Source organism: Dyadobacter sp. HNCC25DJ185, assembly GCF_056895195.1.
On the sequence record NZ_JBXHAR010000007.1, the window covers coordinates 265,201 to 279,593 of the forward strand.

At 45.3% G+C, this 14,393-nt stretch carries 14 protein-coding genes; 6 read left to right on the forward strand and 8 right to left on the reverse strand.

Annotated elements, in window-relative coordinates; translation table 11 throughout:
- Positions 1–49 precede the first annotated feature (49 nt).
- Positions 50–637: an RNA polymerase sigma factor gene (locus tag AC1XUF_RS21105; RefSeq protein WP_483343814.1), complete on the reverse strand. Its 588-nt coding sequence runs from the start codon at positions 635–637 to the stop codon at positions 50–52.
- A 180-nt stretch (positions 638–817) separates the two neighbouring features.
- Between AC1XUF_RS21105 and AC1XUF_RS21110 the strand changes: the two genes are divergently transcribed.
- From AC1XUF_RS21110 to AC1XUF_RS21125, 4 genes are all read left to right on the forward strand, one after another.
- Positions 818–1,531: an NUDIX hydrolase gene (locus tag AC1XUF_RS21110; protein ID WP_483343815.1), complete on the forward strand. Its 714-nt coding sequence runs from the start codon at positions 818–820 to the stop codon at positions 1,529–1,531.
- A 180-nt stretch (positions 1,532–1,711) separates the two neighbouring features.
- On the forward strand, positions 1,712–3,397 hold the full coding sequence (locus tag AC1XUF_RS21115) for a ribulokinase (protein ID WP_483343816.1): 1,686 nt from the start codon (positions 1,712–1,714) through the stop codon (positions 3,395–3,397).
- A gap of 22 nt (positions 3,398–3,419) precedes the next feature.
- A complete protein-coding gene (araA, locus tag AC1XUF_RS21120; protein ID WP_483343817.1) occupies positions 3,420–4,910 on the forward strand; it encodes an L-arabinose isomerase in 1,491 nt (496 codons plus the stop codon).
- 12 nt (positions 4,911–4,922) lie between these two features.
- A complete protein-coding gene (locus tag AC1XUF_RS21125) occupies positions 4,923–5,627 on the forward strand; it encodes an L-ribulose-5-phosphate 4-epimerase (protein WP_483343818.1) in 705 nt (234 codons plus the stop codon).
- On the opposite strand, the gene AC1XUF_RS21130 is transcribed toward AC1XUF_RS21125, so the two are convergent.
- The 6 genes from AC1XUF_RS21130 to AC1XUF_RS21155 form a co-directional block, all read right to left on the reverse strand.
- On the reverse strand, positions 5,628–5,777 hold the full coding sequence (locus AC1XUF_RS21130; RefSeq protein WP_483343819.1) for a hypothetical protein: 150 nt from the start codon (positions 5,775–5,777) through the stop codon (positions 5,628–5,630).
- A gap of 575 nt (positions 5,778–6,352) precedes the next feature.
- The gene (locus tag AC1XUF_RS21135) at positions 6,353–6,742 is read right to left on the reverse strand and encodes a response regulator (RefSeq protein WP_483343820.1); all 390 of its coding nucleotides are present in this window, start codon (positions 6,740–6,742) and stop codon (positions 6,353–6,355) included.
- A gap of 6 nt (positions 6,743–6,748) precedes the next feature.
- Positions 6,749–7,840 (reverse strand): sensor histidine kinase, encoded by a 1,092-nt coding sequence (locus AC1XUF_RS21140; protein WP_483343821.1) that lies wholly within the window; start codon positions 7,838–7,840, stop codon positions 6,749–6,751.
- Entirely contained in the window at positions 7,833–10,010 is a 2,178-nt protein-coding gene (locus AC1XUF_RS21145) for a sensor histidine kinase (RefSeq protein WP_483343822.1), read from the reverse strand. The genes AC1XUF_RS21140 and AC1XUF_RS21145 overlap by 8 nt, the downstream gene beginning before the upstream one ends.
- A complete protein-coding gene (locus AC1XUF_RS21150; protein WP_483343823.1) occupies positions 10,001–10,693 on the reverse strand; it encodes a hypothetical protein in 693 nt (230 codons plus the stop codon). Before AC1XUF_RS21150 ends, AC1XUF_RS21145 begins: the two co-directional genes overlap by 10 nt.
- On the reverse strand, positions 10,694–12,994 hold the full coding sequence (locus AC1XUF_RS21155; protein ID WP_483343824.1) for an Rv1355c family protein: 2,301 nt from the start codon (positions 12,992–12,994) through the stop codon (positions 10,694–10,696). It abuts the gene before it with no gap.
- Between the two features lie 386 nt (positions 12,995–13,380).
- Between AC1XUF_RS21155 and AC1XUF_RS21160 the strand changes: the two genes are divergently transcribed.
- Positions 13,381–13,845, forward strand: coding sequence for a response regulator (locus tag AC1XUF_RS21160; RefSeq protein WP_483343825.1), 465 nt, complete (start codon positions 13,381–13,383; stop codon positions 13,843–13,845).
- A gap of 3 nt (positions 13,846–13,848) precedes the next feature.
- On the opposite strand, the gene AC1XUF_RS21165 is transcribed toward AC1XUF_RS21160, so the two are convergent.
- Positions 13,849–14,031, reverse strand: coding sequence for a hypothetical protein (locus tag AC1XUF_RS21165; protein ID WP_483343826.1), 183 nt, complete (start codon positions 14,029–14,031; stop codon positions 13,849–13,851).
- Between the two features lie 149 nt (positions 14,032–14,180).
- Here AC1XUF_RS21165 and AC1XUF_RS21170 point away from each other — a divergent pair, with 149 nt between their 5' ends.
- Positions 14,181–14,393: a hypothetical protein gene (locus AC1XUF_RS21170; RefSeq protein ID WP_483343827.1), complete on the forward strand. Its 213-nt coding sequence runs from the start codon at positions 14,181–14,183 to the stop codon at positions 14,391–14,393.

Consider the following 14,393-nt stretch of genomic DNA (forward strand, 5'->3'; position numbering starts at 1 on the left):
GAAAGTCGCGCGCCAAAGAGGTAACCCTTAGCTCTGGAGGGAAATTTTTTTAAAAAAGCGGAAAAAGGACCAATGCACAGATCATATGCTCTTTCAGGTGTTCCCGCAGGATCCGCAGGGCCTTGGTGATGTGTTGTTCGACCGTTTTTTCTGAAATGGCAAGCTGACCTCCGATCTGTTTGTTGGAAAGCCCTTGCCGGCTCAGTACAAAAACTTCCTGGCATTTGGGGGATAACAAATGAAGTGCCGACTCGTACCTGTTCTGAAGATCGGCAGTAAGTGTTAACTGATCAGAAGATTCGGTATGGGGCGTGTGTTCCATTTCCCATTGCCCATAGTGATGCTGCCTTGTCAATTCCCTTCGGTAAAAAGAAATAACCTTTCTTTTGATAACGGCAAAAAGGAAGGAGCGACAGCATTCGACCTGCGTGCGCTGGCGTTGCTGCCAGAGGTTAACGAATGTTTCCTGAACGATTTCCTGTGCAGAAAACCGGTCGTTAACCTTACTGTAAGCGAAATTGAAAAGTACCTTGAAGTAACGGTTGTATAGCTCTTCAAAAGCAAGTTCATCGTTTTGCTCACGGATCAGGGCAAGGATATTTTCATCGGAACAGTTTGAATAGAGATCGTTCATCATGAAGACGGCCTGTGAAATCTGATTTGCTCATGTTGAGAAGGTTTGCAAAATTCGCAATTAAATTAATCGACTGCGGTGAGACCAGATTAAGTAATCTCTTTCTTTTTTTTTCTTTCTTAACAGAAAATTAATAATGCGCTTCCAACCTAATAAGCGTCACACCTCCATAATCTTTGTTGAATGACTAATTATCCGCAAGCTACGCGTATCCTCGTGGCTATAGACTGCATCATTTTTGGCTTCGATGGAAAGGACATCAAGCTGCTCCTGATCAAGCGTAACTTCGAGCCGGAAAAAGGGAAATGGTCCCTTATGGGTGGCTTTGTAAATAAAGACGAAGACCTTTCCGACGGCGCGGCCAGGATTTTATACAATCTGACAGGCTTAAAGGATATCTATGTCGAACAGCTTGAAACGTTCGGAAAGGCAGGTCGTGACCCTGCCGAACGGACGGTTTCAGTAGTATTTTTTGCACTGATCAAAATAGACGACCATGATTCTGAGGCAGTTAAAAGCCACAACGCTTCCTGGATATCGCTGGAATGTCGGCCTCGTCTCATTTTTGACCACGAGCAGATGGTGGCCCGTGCAATTGATCACCTTAAGTATAAAGCCGCATTACATCCGATCGGCTTTGAACTCCTTCCTGAACGCTTCACCATCCCGCAGCTTCAAAAACTCTATGAAGCGATTTACAATATTCCTATAGACAGACGGAATTTCAGCCGGAAACTGCTTTCTACGGGCTTGTTGATCGATACAGGTCATAAAAACAGCAACAGTACTACCAAAAAAGCCACTTTGTACAGACTCGATGAGGAGAAATACAAGGCAAAATTTCATTCATTCTGGAATTTCATGCCGGATTCGATGAAGGAGGGGAGGAGTGAATGATTTAATTTTGAATGAGTAGATATAAAATTACTTTGACGGTTAATCGGTTTTACTTTACTTCTTTATTCATTCAAAATTAAATTGTGTCACTTATACACTATAAGCAAATTTATTTATATTTGTTAGCTGATAAATTAAATAAAAACACAAAATTGCTCTTGCCTTAACCCTAAACTAAACATGAAAGAAAACTATGTGATTGGAATAGACTTTGGAACAGATTCCGTGAGGGCGTTGGTTGTCAATGCGCAAACGGGCGAGCAAGTCGGCACGGCAGTGAGAGAGTACCCGAGATGGAAGGAGGGAAAATACTGTGATGCGGCTACTTCCATGTTTCGCCAGCACCCTCTGGATTACCTGGAGGGTCTTGAAACGGCTGTTTTGAATGCTTTGGAAGCAGCACCAGCCGGCGTGCGAGAAAATGTTCGCGGTATTTCCGTTGACACCACCGGGTCCACGCCTGTAGCAGTTGACCGAAACGGTACTCCTTTATCCCTGCTGCCGGAATTTGCTGAAAACCCCAATGGAATGTTTATTCTATGGAAAGACCACACCGCTAATGCGGAAGCAGAGGAAATTAATAAGCTGGCACACAGTTCTTCAATAGACTATACCAAATATGTGGGCGGGATTTATTCCTCCGAATGGTTCTGGGCCAAAATCCTTCATACGCTCAGGACCGACCAGGCGGTACGAGAAAAAGCATTTTCCTGGGTAGAACACTGCGACTGGATTTCAGCAGAATTGACGGGAGAGACAGCCCCCCTGACCATGAAACGTTCCCGTTGTGCGGCCGGGCATAAGGCGTTATGGCATCAGGATTTCGACGGGTTGCCGCCAAATGCATTTTTCAAAGAACTCGATCCGCTTCTGGACGGGTTACGCGGACAGCTTTTCCATGATACCGAAACATCGGACAGGCCAATGGGCAGGATATCGGCAAAATGGTCGGAAAGGCTGGGAATTCCTGAAAATGTGGTGATCGGAGTGGGCGCTTTCGACGCACATATGGGCGCCGTTGGTGCTTTAATTGAGCCTTATTCTTTGTGTAAAGTAATCGGGACGTCCACTTGTGACATGCTGGTTGCCCCCAATGAAGAAGTTGGTCATTTGTTGGTCAGGGGTATTTGCGGGCAGGTCGACGGTTCTATTGTTCCGGGTATGCTCGGCATGGAAGCCGGGCAGTCGGCATTTGGCGATATATATGCCTGGTATGCAAAGCTGGTTGTTGAGCCCGTTGGTGCGTTGCTGGGTGCAGAGGCAGCAGCGGAAATGGCGCGTAAGCTAATCCCCCACCTTTCGGAACAGGCGGCAAAGTTGCCCGTAACGGAGAATGATATCGTTGCAATAGACTGGATGAACGGACGACGTACGCCGGATGCAAAACATACTTTAAAGGGTGCTATACTGGGATTAAACTTAGCCAGCGATGGCGCCAGGATTTTCAAAGCACTGGTGGAGGCGACCGCATTCGGTTCTAAAAGCATTGTGGAGAGGTTCAGGAGCGAGGGCGTTCCGATACACCAGGTCATTGCGATTGGCGGAGTTGCTAAAAAATCTGCCTTTGTGATGCAGACGTTGGCCGATATTCTGAACATGCCGATCAAAGTAGCGGCATCTGAACAGGCCTGTGCGCTTGGTGCAGCTATGTTTGCCGCCGTAGCCTCGGGTATTCATAAAAATTTGCAGGACGCACAAGAGGCAATGAGCTCTGGCTTTGACAAGGTATATCAGCCGCGGGAGGAACAGGCAAACGTGTATCAATCGCTTTACCAAAGGTACCTTCAGTCTGGCGCATTTTTGGAAAACCAGTTCCTGGCAAAACCCCAATCTGTACCCGTCAATTCATTTTCCGAAACCTTCTAATCACAACGATATTCACTATCTAATGCTCGATTTAAAACAATTTGAGATTTGGTTTGTAACAGGCAGTCAACATTTATATGGCGAGGAGACACTCCGGCAGGTTGACGAGCATTCCCAGATCATCAGTACCTACCTTGACCAATCCCCGAAAATACCGGTAAGGATTGTTTTCAAACCGGTTGTTAAAACTGCGGACGAGATTTATCATATTATTCAGGAGGCGAACAGTGTCTCCCGCTGTGTGGGCATCATTGCCTGGATGCATACCTTTTCTCCCGCCAAAATGTGGATAAGGGGCTTGCAAATCCTGCAAAAACCATTGTTGCACTTGCATACCCAATACAACCGGGACATTCCATGGGCTGATATTGACATGGATTTTATGAACCTGAACCAGTCGGCACACGGCGACAGGGAGTTTGGGTTTATCATGACACGGATGCGGCTGAACCGGAAAGTGGTTGTGGGACATTGGCAGCAAGATGATGTTGTGGAGGATTTGGCTCAATGGACCAGGGTAGCGGCTGCCCGTCACGACATGAAAGGAGCGAAATTCGTACGGTTTGGCGATAATATGCGGCAGGTTGCAGTTACAGATGGTGATAAGGTTGCTGCGGAAATGACATTCGGGTTTTCTGTAAATACCCATGCCGTCGGCGACCTGGTGGAGGTAATCAACCAGATTTCCGACTATGAAGTGGACGGGCTGGTCGAAGAATACGATGCAACTTACCAGCTCGCTCCGGACCTTCGCAAAGGGCAGGGAAGGCACGATGCATTACGCGATTCAGCACGCATTGAGCTCGGTTTGAAGCATTTTCTGGAGGCAGGCAACTTTAAAGGTTACACCAATACATTCGAGGACCTGCATGGAATGAAGCAATTACCCGGTATTGGCTCGCAACGTATGATGGCGGCCGGATATGGGTATGCGGGTGAAGGAGACTGGAAAACTTCCGCGATGGTCCGTGCGCTAAAAGTGATGGCTTCGGGGTTGGAGGGGGGCAATTCATTTATGGAAGATTATACCTATCATTTTCATCCGGCCAACAATCTCGTATTAGGATCACATATGTTGGAAATTTGTCCGAGCATTGCCAAAGGGAAACCATCCTGTGAAATCCACCCGCTTGGTATAGGAGGGAAAGAAGATCCGGTACGGCTGGTTTTTGACGCGGCCGCGGGTCCTGCCATCAATGTTTCGCTGATCGATCTGGGTAACCGGTTCAGGATCCTGGTAAATGAAGTGGAGGCGGTAGAAGTGAGTGAGCAGCTTCCTAAGTTGCCAGTCGCCAGGGTTTTATGGAAACCTGCCCCCGATATGCAAACCGGCTGTGGGGCCTGGATCTATGCCGGGGGGGCCCACCATACTGTTTACAGCCAGAATCTGAGCACAGACCATATCGAAAGCTTCGCCGAAATGGTGGGTGTTGAATTGGTTGTTATTGATAAAAATACCTCATTAAGGCAGCTGAAAAAAGAATTAAAGTGGAGTGAAGCTGCTTATAAATAAAGAATTGATACGATGTCTAAATACAGTTATCTGAAAGAGCAGGTTTACGAGGCCAATATGGAGATCCCAAAGGAAGAGTTGGCCATAGTAACCTTCGGGAATGTAAGTGGTGTGGACCGAGCAGCGGGAGTTGTGGCCATCAAGCCAAGCGGCGTGCCTTACCATAGGCTGAAAGTGGACGACATTGTGATTGTGGATCTGGACAATTTGCTGGTTGAGGGCATCATGCGCCCTTCTTCGGACACAAAGACCCACACCTTGCTTTACAGAAATTTCCCGTCGATAGGAGGGGTTTGCCACACGCACTCGACTTATGCGGTAGCCTGGGCGCAGGCTATTAAACCGATCCCAAACCTGGGTACTACCCATGCAGACCATTTAACAGCCTCTATTCCTGTTACTGAGGTGATGACTGACGACATGATCACGAGAGACTATGAGCACGAAACCGGCAACCAGATCCTCGATTTGTTTTCAAAACAGGGATTGAGCTACGAAGAAATTGAAATGGTGCTGATTGCCTGCCACGGGCCGTTTACGTGGGGAAAGGATCCGGCTAAGGCAGTTTATAACGCTATTGTTCTTGAAGAAATTGCGAAAATGGCTTTTCTTACGCTGCAGATTAACCCATCAGCAGGCACGATTAAACAAAGCCTTATTGATAAGCATTATTTTCGCAAGCATGGCAAGGACGCTTACTACGGACAGGGTTGCTGACTACTTGTTCTTGTCGGTCCGCTTGCTTGCAATGTTACGCATTTGCTGAAGTGCTTCCTGGCGGGACATTTTCTTTTCATTGGCTTTCGCCTCGTTGATTGCCTCCTTGGTGAAACGGCCTTTCAGTATATTAAATAGTGAAAATAGCATAGTCTTTATTCGTCAAACGGATCGGGGCTGCATTTTGTTTCCAAACATAGGAAAGAACGGGGTATAAAAAAACTGCCGGAGAGGCTATTCATCCGGCAGAACCATATTTTGTTAAACGTCGAGCATGACAATGTTTTTTCACTGGCCCATTACTTCCTTTCGCAATTTGCTTCCGGGGTTGAATTCATCTTTAATCCAGCGCACAAAGTTGTGTGAGTTAGTTTTGTAAATCTCCATCGATAAGGGCTTGATTCCACTAAATTCTACTTCTCGAACATACTCCGCGTGAAGTTTCAAAATTTCGGACAGGGTTTTGCTATCAGTTTTCATTAATTTATTTTGGATGTTAAGGTTTACAAAGTTTGACGCAACATGGAGAAACAAACATGTTCCCGAACATCGTTCGCTTTTTTATATATTCAAAAAGTTATATAAAAAATTACGTTTATTTAATTTAAACTTGCTTTTATCCCACATTTTGGAAGTCCGCTGGTTTTAATCAACGGCAAGTTGTTTCAAAATAGGACAATCTGGGGGAATGGGAATTTGAAGCGTTTTTCCGGGTGCTTCACGAATTACATTGCCAGTTTCTTTTTAAGAAAATTGACTTCCAGAGGTTTGGGAAGAAGGTCGATGATATGCGGGCTTGCTTTTGCCTTTTCTATATCACGTGTATCAATCGTGGACGAAAGCATGAAGATCCTAATCTTTTCCCTCAAAAAAACCGGAAGGCCGTCAAATGCATCGATAAACTCGAAGCCATTCATATCGGGCATTTGAAGGTCTAGCAGAATGATGATTTCCGGCAGGTTATTTCCCTGGTTGAGAATGTGTTTTAGTGCCTCACGAGCAGAATTGAATGTTTTTACATTATCAGTGATCCCGCTTTTGATCAGAAGTTTTTCGTAAATGAAAAGATCGAACGCGCTGTCATCAATCAGGAAGAAGTTGAGCAGAGGTGCCATAGCGGGTTATTTAGTTATAGAAGGGATGTTGATTTCAAAAATACTACCTTCGCCTATTTTTGAATTAACCGTAATTTCCCCACCCAACTTGGATATGGCTTCATGCACAATATACAGTCCTATCCCCGAGCCGCTGTTGGTTGCGCCGGCCCGGTAAAACATCTTGAAAATCTTGTCCTGATCCGACTCCTTGATCCCGGTGCCATTATCTGCCACAACGATCCTGGCATGCGTAGGAGTGGACTTGACGGTCAGGTGTACGTAAGGTTCCGCTTTGGACCTGTCCTGAAATTTGATCGCATTGTTGATCAGGTTATTAAAGATAATCCTCAGTTTCATAACATCGGACTGGAACACGCCGACCTGATCGATCTCGGTTGTCATTTTGAGGTTACCATATTCTGGCAGATACTGTATAGTGGCCTGGACTTCCGTTACCAGTTCTTCGAAACTGATGTTAGTTACAACAGGAACACCACGTGCATTTTTATAGTAATCAATGATGTTGATGATAAACGTGTCCAGCTTTTTAACTGACTGGCGTATCAGTTCCAGGTATTCGTTCTGCGATTTTACATCTTCTTCCAGCAATGCCAGGTTTACGATTCCCAGTACGGACATCAGTGGTGCGCGGAGGTCGTGAGAGGCGCTGTACACAAATTTATCAAGTTCTTCATTGGCCTTCTGGAGTTCAATATTGCGCAGTTTGAGATCCTCTCTGGTCTTGTAGATATCATAAGCGCTCGAAATAGCTGTTTCCACATATTTGTAGTCCCAGGGCTTGTCGATGAACCTAAACACTTCTCCCTTGTTGATGGCATCAATCGCGGCACTAATGTCTGTATGCCCCGTGATGAGTATGCGTATAGGTTTTGGGTGTTTGATCCTGATTTTTTCAAAGAATTGCACACCTGTCATGATCGGCATTCTCTGGTCTGCCAGAATGATACAGAAATCCTTGTTTTCCATGATCAGTTCCGCTTCTACGACAGAGGAAGTAATCGTGATATCGTATTGCTTACGGAATGAAGCTTTGAACGAATGCAGATTATGCTCCTCATCGTCAATATAGAGAATGGTTATTGCTTTATCATTCATTGAAAATAGGGATAGGGCGTACTTTTTTCTTGACTGGCAGGGTGATCACAAATTCTGTTCCCTGCCCGACTTCTGTATTTACCTGGATATTGCCGCTGTGAACTTCGATAATTTTAAAGACAATTGAAAGCCCTAATCCAGTTCCGTCCCCCACTTGCTTGGTTGTGAAAAAAGGTTCGAATATTTTGTTGCGGACCTCGGGAGTCATCCCTGGGCCGTTATCGCGCATTGAAATGGAAATGTGTTCAGGATCTTTAAGCCACGTTTTTATCCAGATGGTTGGTTGGTCACTATTATGTTTTTCCTTTTGCAATGCGTAAATGGAATTGGTGAGGATGTTCATAAAGACCTGGTTGAGCTTTCCCGCGTAACATTCAATGCTGGGGATATTCCCCAGCTCTTTGACGAGCCGTATCGAATTACCCATCTGATAATTCAATATGATCACCGTAGACTCGATGCCTTCATTGATATTGACCAGATTCAGGTCGGTCTCATCGACACGGGAGAATATTTTAAGCCCTTTGACAATCTCCACAGTTCTCTGTGCGCCGTCTTCCATACCTTTCAGAAGCGTGACAAGTTCAGTTTTGATGTAATCAAGATCGAGTTCATCTTTCAGATGCTCTATCTCTTCCACTTTACTTTTAAGAACATCCAGAGATTCCACGTTCTGAATCTCGCTGTATGAATCCAATATCTCAAGAACGTCGTCAATGTCCCTTCTCAACGGGCGAATGTTAGAACTTACGAAGTTGATCGGGTTATTGATCTCGTGAGCGATCCCGGCCGTGAGCTGGCCGAGGGACGCCATTTTTTCTGAATCCAGAAGCTGGCTTTGGGCGTCTTTCAGTTTAGTGAGCGCACCGTTGAGCTCCGTGTTGGCAAATTGCAGCTCGGCAGTTCTCTCGTTGACACTTTTTTCCAAGAAGGCGTTTTGTTCCAGGATCATCTTTTCATTTTCCATTGAAATCCTCAGCGCCTGTGCCTGCGAAGCTTCTTTTTCCTGCTTGAAAATGTTGATTTTGTCGGCAAGCGCGAATGAAAGCAAGATCACCTCAATCGCGGTACCTGCCTGCATCGTATAGTTTGTAAAGGTATTATAGGGTAATATATTAAGATTTCTCAGTGTATAAAGTACTATTCCAACCAAAAAAATCGACCATGCGACCAGATAGAATTTCGCGGGACGATAATTTTGCAAAGAAAGCTGGATAGCTACAATCAGTGCCAGCAAAGATGCCGAAACGCCGGTTACATCGATAATCCGGTAACTGATCCGGTCCATGCCCATCAAATTGAAAACAATTGCCAGGATGAATCCTACGATAACTGCCGAAAGAATACGATGTATTACCGGAGACTTTTCTTTTGAATGCAGGAAATTTTGGAAGAATAAAATAGCAAATATTCCGCCTAGCGTTGGAAATACGCTGAAATATTTGTTCAGGGATGGGGTATCAGGCCAGAGGAACTTGAAAGTGTAGCCGGTGATCGTTGTCTGATTAAGTCCCATAAACAGGATGTACAAAACGTAATAGAGGTAGCTCTTTTCCCGTATCGAAAAATAGACGAAGAAGTTGTAGAGCATCATCACCAGCAAAACCCCCATGTGGATTCCCGCTATGGTTTCATTGTTAAATGCGTATTTGAAGAAACCAGCTTCGCTGCGAATGATCAGAGGCACAACGATCTGTTCGCTAGCGCGGATCTTCAGATAATAGGTTTTCGACTTTTGAGTGGGGATGGCGAGTTCAAAAACGATATTCTGGTGTTGAACGCTTCGTTTACCGAATACATCATTCCAGGTAATGGATTCTTCACGAAACCGGCCCTGTTCCATCGAATAGAGCGTGCAGAATTCGATCCGCGGGTAAGCCAGCTCGAGGAACATATCCTCCTCGTCAGTTTCATTTTTAATGGTCAGCTTGATCCAGAAGGTGGAATTGCTGAGCCCGAAATTTGGGGTTTCATCGTGACTCTGAACAAACTTACGGGAAGAAATGACTTGGTCAAGCGTCATGGTCCCGGCGGTATCTTCCAGTATCTCAACATTTTTCCCGAGCGTTAAGTCATTGCCTTTAAAAGCGATCTCACCGCCGTAGGCTACAACGGAAAAAAGCGAAACGAAGAACGTAAGAAAAAAACGCTGGTAGAACCTTAAATCCATTTGTTGATATCATATATAATTTCCAGTTCCCCCCGTCTGCCATTTTCCAAAACGGTCTGTCTGGGGTTTTCTCGCAGGCTGAATATTTTTTGACGTTCTTCATCTGTCGCGAACGGCAGGTTAGTCAGGTCTCTCGCAATCAGCGATGTGGCGATCAGGCCTTCTTTGGGATAGTAAAACGTTCCGTTGTTCCCCAGGTCTGTGAGTACTTCAAATCCAATCCGCTGACTGATTACCAGTGTGATAGGAGAGCATAGGCCCATCAGGTATTTGATCCCGACCATGGAAGAAATGGCCATGGCCGTCCTTCCCAGATATACGCTTCCAATTCCATATCCGGCCACTTCCTTGGAATTGAACAATCCGCAAAATTCCGCAACATTGTAGTCACCGATATTGTCGACATAACTATAGATGTTTTTGTCGATTTTTGCGATGGCATCCTCCATGGGCATTTTAAGGTTCGGGGACCTTACCTGTACCCTCGTTCCGCCGTAAATTTTGCTGCCGTCCTCTGATTCCACGATGATCACATATGTATTCGGGTCTTCGAGCCAGTTGTGGCTGTAAGAAGTTACCTGCTTCACACCGTATGCTTCCAACACTTTGCGGTGGCCTTCGGCATATTTAAGGCTGGTTTCCACATCGTCCGGCGCACGGTAGGCTTTTATATGTGCTACCATTTATTTTTCGGGGTTTACGATAAAAAGTGTTTTCTCCAACGGTAACCTGTAACTTTTGATCTGAGGTTTTTCCGCCTTTGCAATTTTGAATAAAAACACTTCTGCAATATTATCTTCAAACGGAACGAGTTCCAGAAATTTTTTTCTAAGATCTTTTAATCTTTCGGTTTCTTCGGCATCCAGCCCGGCACCATTACCTTTAGTGACCCTTGGAAATAAGTAAAAAGGGGAGATCAAAGGATGAATTGCAAATCCGGATTGCTCCGCCCTTAGCCAAAGTCTTTGCATGGCCATTCCTCCTTGGAAAAAATCCAGGTAGCTGTAATTGGGCAATGTGATCATACCGATTGCCGAAGCAGTACTGAGTGTTTTGAGCGCCACATCGATCAATGCGCTGCCTCCATGGATGATTTTCAATGCGCTGGTAATTTCCTCATCCCGGATCATTGCAAGTGCTGCCATCTGGGCGTTGTTCATGCCCAGTGTACGGATGTCGATACCATCTCGGGAAGTTTCGGCTTCCGCTGGTGACCATTTCATCTCCCTTTGAACGAAATCGCGGTGTCCGTTTGGGTTGAGTAGCCTGATCCTGTCACACTCGCCAATGATTTCGCCCAGTGCCCGTATGAGTTGTTTATCTTCGAAGAAATGAAAACGTGCTCCCGGAACACTCTCCGCAGCATTTTTGAAAATTTCAACCTCCTGTTCAGTAATCGAAGCGGGTATCGAGGGATTCCTGTTGGTACACCGTTCGTAAATCCACTGCGACAGATCGGAAGCGTATACACGTTCGGCATCGATGTACTCGCTATGTTGGTCGACGAACTCAATGGTGGCTATAAGTGTGGATGAAGTGCCCAACGGGAATACCTGCCCCCGAATCCCTAATCCGAGTTCACTGCTTTTGAGTATCAGATTTTCATAGGCCGCGCCAAACGATATATTGGAGGCGATCTGATCAAAATCACCAAAAGAATAAGATCTGAAGCGGTCATGAAATAAATGCAGCCGCCCGTTCCGATAGAGCCATTTCCACGGCTGATCATTGCCGGTAGAAGGGGCAAAGCAGGCTGCGTTGACGATTTCACGGATCAGGTCCTCGCCGATTGGCGCAGATTTGCGAGAATAGGGCAGGGAATCTGCAGCAAGAATGGCCTCGGCGAGGTCAAATGGTTGATATGGATTTCCGGCAAGGTTGACCTTTTCCGGAATTATCTTGTTTGCCACAAGTTCTTCCAAATCAATGTAATAGCGGCCGGATTCGTTGAATTTTTTTAATAAAATGCGACGGCATACATCTGTGACTACCCCAGCACCAAGGGTAACTGCGCTGGCTAGCTGGGGCCATGTGCTGATCGTCTGTCCGATTTCGAGCAGGGATACCTTGCCCCTTTTGGAACCATTGATGGCATTCACAATCCGGAGTACAAGCGGAAGACGTTCCTCCTCAGAAATATGGTCAAACTTTTCGGGCGGAATACCTTTAAGAAGGCCGTGGAAAATTGGCCTGTCGTGCTCGATGTCAAAGCGTTCCACATCCAGCATCCCCCTGTCACTCGTTTCCATTACCACAGGTATCTGGTGCTGCGACGCCATCACACGACAAGCTATTTTAATTCCGATATCATCGCATTCGTCTATCAATATATCCAGCTTGCCGTCGTCCAACAGGAACCGGGACAGGTTCTCTTTGGTGACACCCTCCGTGTAGCATTCAATTTCAAGGAATGGGTCGATTTCTGCAATTTCCCTGGCGGTAACAATACATTTATTGACGCCGATGTTATGTAAGCCTGCCTTGATCCTATTTAGGTTACTTAATTCAATGGTGTCAAAATCAGCCAGTTTGAGTGTGCCGCAGGCCCTCTCCGTTGCAAGGCTGACTGCCACAGCGTGACCGACTGATAGGCCGATAATCCCAATTTTACGTGTTGCTAGTTCCTTCTGTTCTTCCGGAGTAATCTTGTATTGATTACGGCTTGTCCTGAGCTCGGTGAACTCATTTTCGTCTAAAATGTGGAGAAGCCTGCCCGACCAGGGGTAGAACAGCCAGGTTCCCTCTGTATCCGGATTTTTTCCAATTCGCCATTGCCTGTATAGCTCGTCGGTTTCAATGCTGGTGAGGCGTTTTCGGGGGCTGCGAATCCGTATCAGTTCCTTTTTCTGTGACTCGAACAGATCCAGGATGATTTTATCCCTGTAATTGTCAATAAATGAATCGAATTTTTCCTTGTTCCTATACTGATCTTTTTGGATAAAAACTGGTTTGTAAGTGCTACTAAGGCTTGTTCCTTGATACATTTTTAAGTTATTGTGGGTCCCGTTCTTAGTGGAATAACGTCCAGATCAATCAATACCGCGGATCAATGAATAAATTTCGATCCGACCTGCCATTGCATATTTTGAATCTAGTATATTCACAGACGATCTTGATTGAATCAAGTACACAAATTGCTGAATTTATTTTTGTAAAACTAACCCCTCTTAAAATGGTGAGAAAAATATTTGGACGATTCCGAGGAAATTTTACTTATTAGCAGATGGTTACGGTTCTATGGAATATGAATCCGCGAAAAGTGTGACTGACAGATTGATGTGAATATAGAATTATTATTATAATATTAGAAATTAGTTCGTAAAAGCCCCCAAAACTGTAAAACCGCCTCCTGGTAAAGAATTTTGAAGCAATGGAAAAAGGAAAAATCAGCGTGCTTTATGTAGATGATGAAATCAATAATCTCAATTCGTTTAAGGCCGCTTTCAGAAGAGATTTTAACATTCTGATTGCCACATCCGGGCGGGAAGGTCTCGAGCTGTTGAAGCACAATGTCGTGCATGTGATCATAACGGATCAAAGAATGCCGGAAATGACCGGCGTTGATTTTCTGATCGAAGTATTAAAGGAATATACCGACCCGGTCCGTATCCTTTTGACCGGGTACACGGACATTACTGCGGTGATCGACGCTGTAAATAAGGGCCACATTTACTATTACCTCAACAAGCCCTGGGACGAGCAGCAACTGCGGATCATCATCAAGAATGCTTATGAAATATTTCATCTGCGTGAAGAAAACAAGGAATTGATAGAGAAGCTGATGGACGTGAACGGACAGCTTGAGTTTCTTTTGAGGCAAAACCTGCTGTCTTAGCCATTACTTTTTCCGGAAAGTCAGGCGGTGACCGAGTGCCGGACCTAATCCTTTCAAAATATACACTACTACCGAAAACGCAGAGGTGATGAGTACGGCCAGGAACAGAATTGCTGCAAAGAGCAGATTGCTGATGGCCTTTAAGAAGATGATTACGTCCATAATGCCTTGGATTTTGGTGTGCATTCCAAGACTTTATAAAATCATACCAAAAGTCTCAGGCTAGTCGCAGAAACCGCAATAAATGGGGCTGGGCGCCTTGGTATCCTTTTTGTGAAGTGTTTGTGTCCCTGATAGACAGGGAATCTCATCAACAACAATTGAAGCAGGATATCATGAAAAAGATCATAGCAGTAGGCGTAATTACAGGAGTGGTCGTGTTCGTTTTCTTAACCTCATGTGCCAAACAAATGGGGGCGAGGGGAAATAAAGAGAAAAAGGACAGTGACCTTGCCGACAAAAATAAAACGGAAGGTTACTTTTATCATCAGAGCGAGCAAAATCGGGAAACTGATTCTACAAGAATTAAAAAGAACGTAAACAACTAG